Annotated in this window: 11 protein-coding genes and 1 pseudogene; 6 read left to right on the top strand and 6 right to left on the bottom strand. The window is 58.9% G+C overall.

The genetic code is table 11. From position 1 onward, the window contains the following. The 6 genes and pseudogenes from PHQ58_RS22710 to PHQ58_RS22685 form a co-directional block, all read left to right on the top strand. A pseudogene (locus PHQ58_RS22710) lies at nt 1–296 on the top strand (TIGR01212 family radical SAM protein); the annotation flags it as partial. Nucleotides 297–315: 19 nt separating this feature from the next. Next, complete coding sequence (locus PHQ58_RS22705) at nt 316–1,062, top strand: transposase (RefSeq protein ID WP_300115993.1); 747 nt, start codon at nt 316–318, stop codon at nt 1,060–1,062. Nucleotides 1,063–1,213: 151 nt separating this feature from the next. Next, nucleotides 1,214–1,879: a hypothetical protein gene (locus PHQ58_RS22700; protein WP_300115990.1), complete on the top strand. Its 666-nt coding sequence runs from the start codon at nt 1,214–1,216 to the stop codon at nt 1,877–1,879. Continuing rightward, complete coding sequence (locus PHQ58_RS22695; protein ID WP_300115986.1) at nt 1,876–2,112, top strand: hypothetical protein; 237 nt, start codon at nt 1,876–1,878, stop codon at nt 2,110–2,112. Before PHQ58_RS22700 ends, PHQ58_RS22695 begins: the two co-directional genes overlap by 4 nt. Nucleotides 2,113–2,220: 108 nt before the next feature. Beyond that, on the top strand, nt 2,221–3,093 hold the full coding sequence (locus tag PHQ58_RS22690; protein WP_300115984.1) for a hypothetical protein: 873 nt from the start codon (nt 2,221–2,223) through the stop codon (nt 3,091–3,093). 83 nt (nt 3,094–3,176) lie between these two features. Further along, the gene (locus tag PHQ58_RS22685) at nt 3,177–3,872 is read left to right on the top strand and encodes an ankyrin repeat domain-containing protein (RefSeq protein ID WP_300115983.1); all 696 of its coding nucleotides are present in this window, start codon (nt 3,177–3,179) and stop codon (nt 3,870–3,872) included. A 340-nt stretch (nt 3,873–4,212) separates the two neighbouring features. Here the strand turns inward: PHQ58_RS22685 and PHQ58_RS22680 are convergent, their stop codons facing one another. The 6 genes from PHQ58_RS22680 to PHQ58_RS22655 all read right to left on the bottom strand — a co-directional run. After that, complete coding sequence (locus tag PHQ58_RS22680) at nt 4,213–4,782, bottom strand: integrase core domain-containing protein (RefSeq protein WP_300115996.1); 570 nt, start codon at nt 4,780–4,782, stop codon at nt 4,213–4,215. A gap of 83 nt (nt 4,783–4,865) precedes the next feature. Continuing rightward, a complete protein-coding gene (locus PHQ58_RS22675; RefSeq protein ID WP_300115980.1) occupies nt 4,866–6,131 on the bottom strand; it encodes a type II toxin-antitoxin system HipA family toxin in 1,266 nt (421 codons plus the stop codon). A 16-nt stretch (nt 6,132–6,147) separates the two neighbouring features. Continuing rightward, complete coding sequence (locus tag PHQ58_RS22670; RefSeq protein ID WP_300115978.1) at nt 6,148–6,426, bottom strand: helix-turn-helix transcriptional regulator; 279 nt, start codon at nt 6,424–6,426, stop codon at nt 6,148–6,150. Nucleotides 6,427–6,508: 82 nt separating this feature from the next. After that, a complete protein-coding gene (locus PHQ58_RS22665) occupies nt 6,509–6,793 on the bottom strand; it encodes a type II toxin-antitoxin system RelE/ParE family toxin (RefSeq protein ID WP_367187371.1) in 285 nt (94 codons plus the stop codon). Nucleotides 6,794–6,823: 30 nt separating this feature from the next. Next, the gene (locus tag PHQ58_RS22660) at nt 6,824–7,165 is read right to left on the bottom strand and encodes a type II toxin-antitoxin system Phd/YefM family antitoxin (protein ID WP_300115974.1); all 342 of its coding nucleotides are present in this window, start codon (nt 7,163–7,165) and stop codon (nt 6,824–6,826) included. Between the two features lie 108 nt (nt 7,166–7,273). Further along, a partial coding sequence (locus PHQ58_RS22655) for an aminotransferase class I/II-fold pyridoxal phosphate-dependent enzyme (protein WP_300115972.1) occupies nt 7,274–7,917 on the bottom strand: 644 nt, incomplete at its 5' end.

The raw sequence follows: 7,917 nt of genomic DNA, 5'->3' as shown, positions 1-7,917 counted from the left end.
AGTTGCAGATCATCAAACACACCGTGCTGGCCAACCAGTGGCGGCGCGACCCGGCCAGCCTGCCCATCATGAGCCCACAGGACTACTTTGCGCTGGTGGTGGATTTTCTGGAACGGCTGTCACCCCAGATGGCCATCCAGCGCATCGGCAGCGAGGTGCCGCCTGCGCTCAAACTCGCCCCCGACTGGAACATGCGCCTGCACGAACTGCTACCGCAAGTGGAAGCCCTGCTGCTGGCGCGCGACACCTGGCAGGGGCGGCTGTACAAAATCAAAAAGGGGCCAGGCTCAAATTAAAAACAGCTAATATCCGGCCATGCCCCGCCGCCCCCGCATTCACCTTGATGGCGTGCCCCTGCACATCGTGCAGCGCGGGCACAACCGCCAGCCTTGCTTTTTTGCCGATGCCGACTACCTGGCCTATCTGGAGTGGCTAGGCGATGCGGCCCGGCGCACCGGCTGCCAGCTCCACGCCTATGCGCTCATGACCAACCACGTCCACCTGCTGCTCACACCGGCTGACGCACAGGCTGTCCCGCGTCTGATGGTGACGCTGGGCCGGCGCTATGTGCCCTACATCAACGCTGCCTACCAGCGTTCAGGCACCCTGTGGGAAGGCCGCTACAAATCGTCCCTGATCCAGTCCGAGTCTTACCTGCTGGCCTGCATGCGCTACATCGAACTCAACCCGGTGCGCGCAGGCATTTGCCCCGACCCCGCGCATTACCGCTGGAGCAGCTACCGCGCCAATGCGCTGGGTGAAACCACACCTTTGCTCACCCCGCACCCGCTGTACGCCACGCTCGGCCCGGATGACGCCCGCCGCCAGGGCGCCTACCGCGAACTCTTTGACCAGGTTCTGAGCGACAAAACCATCACGGACATCCGGCTGGCCCTCAGCCAGACCCAGCCGCTGGGCAACAGCCGTTTTTTCGATGCCATCGAACAAGCCACCGGCCAGCGCCGCGAAGCGAAACCACGCGGGCGACCGCGCAAACCAGAACAAGACGCAAGCCCGCAAGACAACAGCAAGCAGCTGGGACTGGCGGGGTTGGATCAATAGTTTTACCGCCAGACTATTTATGGCTCAAACGCATCCAGTACCTTGTAGATATTGCATTAGTAGCTATGAATTTAAATGAATTTAAAAATTTAAAAATTTAAATCGAGCCTGGCCCCAATGGCACTCGCTGGATGCGCTGACCTCCACCGGTGTGGATCTGGATTGGGGCATAGGCGCTGGTGCGCTGTCCAACGGCGGCCTGGTTGACTGGCTGGTGCCGGCGGGCGCATGGAGCCACCAGGGCAGCGCGCTGGATGCCGTGCAGGCTATCGTGCAGGCTGCAGGCGGCTATCTGCAAAGCCACCGCAGCACCGCCACCTTGTTGGCCCGACACCCCTACGGCCAGCGCTTGGGCGATGCCTCTGGTGCCCCATGGGCGTGGGGCACGGGCGCGGCTGATGTAGAGCTGGCCACCGATGCACTGATCACCGAGTCCGTGCAGCGCCGGGACGGCCCTGACATCAACGCTGTCTACACATCCGGCACGGTGGCCGGTGTGCTGGCCCTGGTCAAACGCACAGGCAGCGCAGGCGACAAGCTGGCCCAGATGGTGAGCGACCCGCTGATCACCGCCACCGATGCAGCCCGCCAGCGCGGCCTGAGCATTTTGGGTGCGGCTGGCCACAAATACGCCGTTACCCTTGATCTGCCGGTGCTGACTGGCTTTGGCCAGCCTGGTGTGCTGGAGGTGGGGCAGGTGGTGCAAGTCAACACTGCCACCCCGTGGCGTGGCCGGGTGCGCGGCGTGAGCGTGCACGCAAAGATGCCCACCCTGCGCCAGACTGTGACTCTTGAGCGCCACCTGGAGGCCGTATGACCGCCACCAATCTCTACCGCGCCCTGCGCGAGCTGCTGCCAGATGCACCCCTGCAAGTGGCTGCCGTGACCGCCGTGCACACCGCTACGGGTGACAGCACCATTACTTGGCCAGGAGGGGCGCAGCAGCGCGTGCGCGGCACCAGCGTGCCTGTGGGAAGCAATGCGTTTGTGCGCGACGGCGTGATCGAGGGCGCCGCGCCGGATTTGACGGTGGTGACGATTGAGGTCTAGTCTGGATTACCTGTTTCACAACAGGCAATTTCCTTTTTCTCCGCGAAAATAGCTCATCACCCTATTTATCGCGCTTTTAATGACTCATTTATCGCGGCGCGCTTCAACGTGTACTTCGACACCTCCATTCCCGAAATCCTGCCACGTGGCTACAGCCGCATGAGAGCGGACGAACTACCAGCCAGCCTGGGGCTACGCTCCTTTGAGGATGCGGCTAGCGGCTACTTTGGCGCGCTGTACCGCAATGCTGGTGACGGCACCTTCATCTACGCCAACCGCGGCACAGAAGGGCCCGACAAGTTGGACGTGCGCGCCAACATCCTCCAGGCGTTTGGCTTTGAGTCGGGACAGTACACGAAGGCGATGGAGGTCGCGCGAGACTTGCGTGCAACATATGGCGACAAACTCTCCTTCACAGGCCACTCCCTGGGTGGTGGCTTGGCCTCGGCGCAGGCGCTGGTGACGGGTTTGCCAGCGACCACTTTCAATGCGGCAGGCGTGAATCCCGAGACGGTGCGCCGCGTGCTGGGCAGTGCCTTTGGCGGGGCCTGGGCGCGTGGCGGCAGCCTGGTGTCGGCCTACTACGTGCAGGGTGATCCGCTGAGTGCGATACAAGACAGCGCTCAAATGCCTGCAGGCTTTGGGGCGCGTGGCCGCCAAATTGCCAACAACATGAACGCAGATCCAACGCTGGGCCTCAGCGCGTTCAACTGGTCTGACAAGAATCTGCTGCTGCCCGCCGTGGAGAGCAGTGTTCCGCTGCCTGCCCCGGCGCGCTGGGTGAACCCTGGCGCGACGACTATGGAGGCCAATGTGCTCAGCCCTGCGGTTGGCACGCGTTATATGCTTTCGCCCACGGCTGCGCCCGGTTGGCTCAGCAATCATTTGGGTGGGGTCAATCCCGTGCCCAGCGGGGGTGCCTTGCATTCGATGGCCACCAGCGTTATGTACGGTTTGTTTGGTAGCGTGGGAAGGCGTTAGTCGTGCATCCATTTCTGAAACCAATTGGGCGCACTCTAGCGGTGATGCTGCTAGCGGGCTCTCCTCTTACTTCAAGTTGCCAAATGAATGAAGCACCAGACACGCAGGAATTCCGGCTCTATGCTGCCACTGTGACGGACATCTTTGGGCGTGGCGCTGTCCGCGACCTAGCCCGTGCTGCGGCGGCAGGCAAGGCCGATGCAGTGGCGCAGGCCGTGCGCGCTGGCGCTGATCCGAACGCTCGGGGCAAAGAAGGGCTGACCCCGCTGTTCTGGAGCATCATGGCCAATAACGCAGCGGGTGCCCAAGCCCTGCTCAAGGCCGGGGCCAATCCCAACCTGCCCATGCGTATGAACAACGGCAAGGGTTTCGAGTGGGACGAATACCCGGTGGTGATTGCGGCCAAGGGCAAGCCTGCGGTGCTCAAGGTTTTGCTGGACAACGGAGGTGACCCAGAGAGTACAAGTCATAAGCTTAGCGCTTTGCGAGCGGCCGTTGGTTGCCTGGAATGCGTTCGCATGCTGGTGGAGCGTGGGGTCAATGTGAATCGGGTCATCGAGGGCGAAAACGCGGGATTCACCGCTGTGGCTACAGGTCAGTTTGATGTCGTGATCTACCTTCTGGAGCGTGGATTCAGCGTCGACTTGGACAAACTTGCATGGCATGCGCAGGATCTTGGTGGCCCCGCCAACACCGACCCACGCAAGCAGCAAATCGTGGACATGATCAAGGCCAAGGGCATCCAGCCATTCGTGCCGGACTGGGAAAAGAAGAAATAGCTGGCCTGTCCACCTGCATATCCAGGCGCAGCAAGCTACCAATCCAATAGCCACTAAAGAATAAAAAAAGCCACCGCCACCCCTAGCCAGCCGCTAAAGCTGTGGGGTTGCCGGTGGCTTCTTCTTTTAGCCGCTAAAGCGACTCCAGCACCCTTTGCAATCCTTGCGCGGGCGTCACAATCGGAATCCCCTCGAAGCTGGCCAGGCACTGTCCTGTCCATATGACCCCCAAGCCCAAGCGATCCGATCACGCCCCCGGATTTTCAGCAGTTTCGCTGGTTTTCCGGTGCGGATGCACGGTTTCAACGTGGTTGCAGTGACGCAACCATTCCCAGCTGGCTCATTTTTGAAGCCATTCCCACCCACAGGGCGTGTTTATTCCTGATCCCTGTGGACACTCCCGGTCAAACCAGCCCTGTTGACACCCGCTGTGCCCGTGGGCTTGCACTTCAGCCAGGCTCTTGCCTTGCCACGCCTCCATCGGAGTCCTTCCGCCCAAAGTGCGATGGCGACGCACATGGTTGTAAAAACCAGTGAATTCATTGAGCACCTGCTGCAAGCACTTGGAGCTTGTGATCCGGGTTTGACGCAGCAGTGGCTTCAAGGTGCCAAACAGCCGCTCAATCACCCCGTTGTCCCACGGGCAGCGGGGGCGACTGCGCCGATGTCGAATGCGCAAAGAGGCAAAGACGGTTTTCCATAGCTTGCTTGTAAACATCACCTCGTTGTCTGAACAGATCACCGCAGGCACCCCATACCTGGCCATCGTCAGCATCAGATAGCCCAGCACAGTCAAGGCGCATTTGCGCGGCAAACGCTGCAAGGCCAACACCCGGCGTGAGCCGTGGTCGATGATGCCTAGCACCGTGAAGGTAGCACCATCGGGCGAAACAAGATAAGTCAAATCCAGAGCCCAGGTGTGGTCAAGTCATCTGAGGTGCTGTGTACTGCCCTATCGGCCGGAGCTGAGTGTTGGCGATATTTACCGGTGTCTCAGTCAGAGGGGGCGGTAAGTCGCCGAATTGTCAGAGCGCAGCGTTGTTCGATCAGGCCAATGATTTTTTCAACCATGGCGTTCCCGGCAAAGCCTTGATGCGGATCAGATTGAAGCTTCCGCGCCGAAAGTGGCAGTGACCTTGCCAACTCCAGAATGCGCCGTTTGGCCTGTGCCTTGGTGAGACCAACGTCTTCTGCAAACTGCTCCCAGTGCCGCGTCTGAACTTCGCTGAACTTGTACTTGCTGCCGATCTTCATCGCCATCTTCGGCGTCAGTGTCGGATACACCGCCGTCGAGAGTGTGTCGTAGAACGGCGCTAGAACCGGCATCTTGCCCGAATGCAGCAGTGAGAAATTCTTGGCGTGTGCGTCATGATTGCCGATCAGTGCATTGAAGATGACGTAGTCGAGCAGACGCAGGATCTGCGGCGCACTGGGGCGCGTTGCACGGCGCACCAGATCAAAACATTGAGTCAGACCGGGGCCACCTTCATTCTGGTATTTCATTTCTGGGACCACACCAAGCGCCTGGCAGAAATCCTCTTGATGAAGGCGTTGCCGACGTCCACGAGCATTGATCAGCCGGTCGTAGCGCTCAACCAGCAGAAACGAGCGCCCCAATACCAGGTGAACTTTTGACTTGGCTGGTTTGAGCTGCATGGCATCAGCCAGTGCCATGCAAAATCCTTCGTTGGTGACGCTGTCCTCAACGGCGTGGATGGCCGGCTTCAGAATGTGGGAGCTTGGTGCGCCGTTGAGGGGCAGTCCAATGCGTGCACCATCGAACACCACCGGTAGTTTGTCCTGGGCACCCGCCAATGAAAGCCGCAAGCCGTCTTTGCCAGCCAGCATGGGGCGATGCGGCAACTCATCCAGAATCGCAACGACCTCCTCATCACTGAGCCACTGCACGTCATCGTTGCGAGCAAGTTCAGGTAAAGCCTGCCCCGGCTCAATGAACGTCACGGCTCCTGCGCATTCGCCGCCAATGTGGTCCAACAGCGCAAAGTCGTTCTGGCCAGAAATTTGAAACTGCTGCGCAATCAGGCGGCGCATCTGGCCTTCTGGCAGCAGACCAGCAAAGAAGGGGCGTGATTGATGATCGTCGAACGGCTCTGCTTGCATGGGCAGCGAAGCTGACAAGGCAACGCTGTCTGGACGCGACAGCCAACCGGCTGCGTAGCAAAAATTCAGTCGTCCATCGACCAATGACAGCGTACCGACACGATCAGCGAAAAGCCAGACTTCCAGTTCATGCACCATGGCTGGAGTCTTCACTTCAATTCTCGGTTGCAACTGCTGGCAATCCGTTCAACTGAATCTCCCCACCCAGGGCATCGACGACCCTCAGCACGTTTTCCAGTCGCAAGGTAGGTTTGCCTGCCTCAAGGTCTACGATGAAGCGCACACCAACTCCGGCTGCAAGGGCCAGTTGTGGCTGTGTCAGCCTGAGCTGCTTGCGAGCGGCACGAAGTGCATCGCCGAGTTGTTGAGGTGATTGAATGGATATCATGCCATTTGATTTCCCGTTCGGGAAATTATGGATCGTAAATGACATTTATGCAAACAATATTTCCCGATCGGGAATGCTTTAGTAAAAGGGGCTAGGCTCGATTTAACGAGGCTTTTGGGCCTATTTTTCAGAGGCCAAGCGTCAAGCGCTTTTTTGCGGCATCGTACACCGCACTTTTGTCGCGTTTTCCCACGGCAATCGTCAACAGCACAAGTGCGTCATCCTGTACCTGATAGACCAGGCGAAAACCTGTGCTGCGCAGTTTGATCTTGTAGCAGTCAGGCATGGAAGTCAGTGCAGCAGCAGGAACTCTGGGAACATCAAGCCTGCGCAGAAGCACTTTGGCAAATTGAGTTTTGACACTGCCATCGAGCTTGTCCCATTCCTCTTTGGCCTGAGACAAAAACCGCAAACGATACCCCCCTGATGTGCTCCCCATTGCTCAGCGTGCGCCGCCCGTGCGTGATTTTGTCGATGTGCGTGGCTTGGCTGATTTGAGGGGTGTGCCGCGAGCAATCACCTCCAATTCTGCTCGACTCATCTCAATGACATGATCCGGATCAGCCTGCCAGGAAGCTATCCGTTCCCGAACAACCGGGATCAACTGCAGATCGTCAAGCACCTCCATCAGTGCCTCATACGTGCTTGCAGGCACAAGATAAGCCGAAGGCTTGTTGTGATGCAACACAACCACAGTGTCAGTACCGGCATCACGAATGACCGCCGAAGGATTCTTTTTGAGTTCAGTGATGCCGATGGATGTTTCAGCCAATACAGCGTCCATGTGCTTGCTCCAGAGGGTGAAGACGAACCATATTACCAAATAATGACCAGAAAAATGGTCTATTTTTCAGAACAAAAAGAAGCAGCAAGGAAAACAGTCAGCCCGGGTTCAGCGGGTACACCCCGCCAGAAAGTCAAACACCGCCGGTTCGTCACAAAAAATCACGTTGAAACGCAGCCAGGGGCTGGGCTGCAGGTCGGAGCTGAACAGATGTCCCGGCCCCAGCAGGATGTCATGTTCCGCCGCCCGGTAGGCCAGTTCACCCGAGTCTTGTAACGCCGGATGCCGGGCCCACAGGAAAATACCGGCTTTGGGCTCGCAAAAAATCTCAAAACCGAGCTTGAGCAACTTGGAGGCCGCCGCCACATGGGCCTTGGCCAGCCGCTCGCGCAGGCCCTTGACGTGTTTGCGCCAGCGGCCATCAATCAGCGCGCCGTGCGCCAGCCGTTCGGTGAATTCGGATGAGGTCAGCCCCGAAATCATCTTGAGCTGGGCCAGGTCTTCCAGCAAATCCGGGTTGGCCGCGACATACCCCACACGGATGTTGGATGAGATGGTTTTGGAAAAGCTGCCAATATAGACCACCCGGTTCAACTGGTCCAGGCTGGCCAGGGACGGCCGTGGCTCGGGGTCAAGATCGGCGTAGATGTCGTTTTCCACCACCAGAAAGTCGTGTTTGTCCGCCAGTTGCATCACCCGGTGCAAATGCGCCAGCTGGGCAATGGAGCCGGTCGGGCTTTGCAGGCGCGGCT

Origin of the sequence: Rhodoferax sp. (assembly GCF_028688795.1) — a bacterium.
GTDB lineage: Bacteria > Pseudomonadota > Gammaproteobacteria > Burkholderiales > Burkholderiaceae_C > Rhodoferax.
Note: the sequence above shows the minus strand (reverse complement) of the source record. Positions and strands in the feature narration are given on the sequence as shown.

Bases quoted from the DNA above. Each gene is read 5' to 3' on its own strand.
- PHQ58_RS22705 (WP_300115993.1), top strand. From the start codon at position 316: ATGCCCCGCCGCCCCCGCATTCACCTTGATGGCGTGCCCCTGCACATC.
- PHQ58_RS22695 (WP_300115986.1), top strand. From the start codon at position 1,876: ATGACCGCCACCAATCTCTACCGCGCCCTGCGCGAGCTGCTGCCAGAT.
- PHQ58_RS22685 (WP_300115983.1), top strand. From the start codon at position 3,177: ATGAATGAAGCACCAGACACGCAGGAATTCCGGCTCTATGCTGCCACT.
- PHQ58_RS22675 (WP_300115980.1), bottom strand. From the start codon at position 6,131: ATGGTGCATGAACTGGAAGTCTGGCTTTTCGCTGATCGTGTCGGTACG.
- PHQ58_RS22670 (WP_300115978.1), bottom strand. From the start codon at position 6,426: ATGTCATTTACGATCCATAATTTCCCGAACGGGAAATCAAATGGCATG.
- PHQ58_RS22660 (WP_300115974.1), bottom strand. From the start codon at position 7,165: ATGGACGCTGTATTGGCTGAAACATCCATCGGCATCACTGAACTCAAA.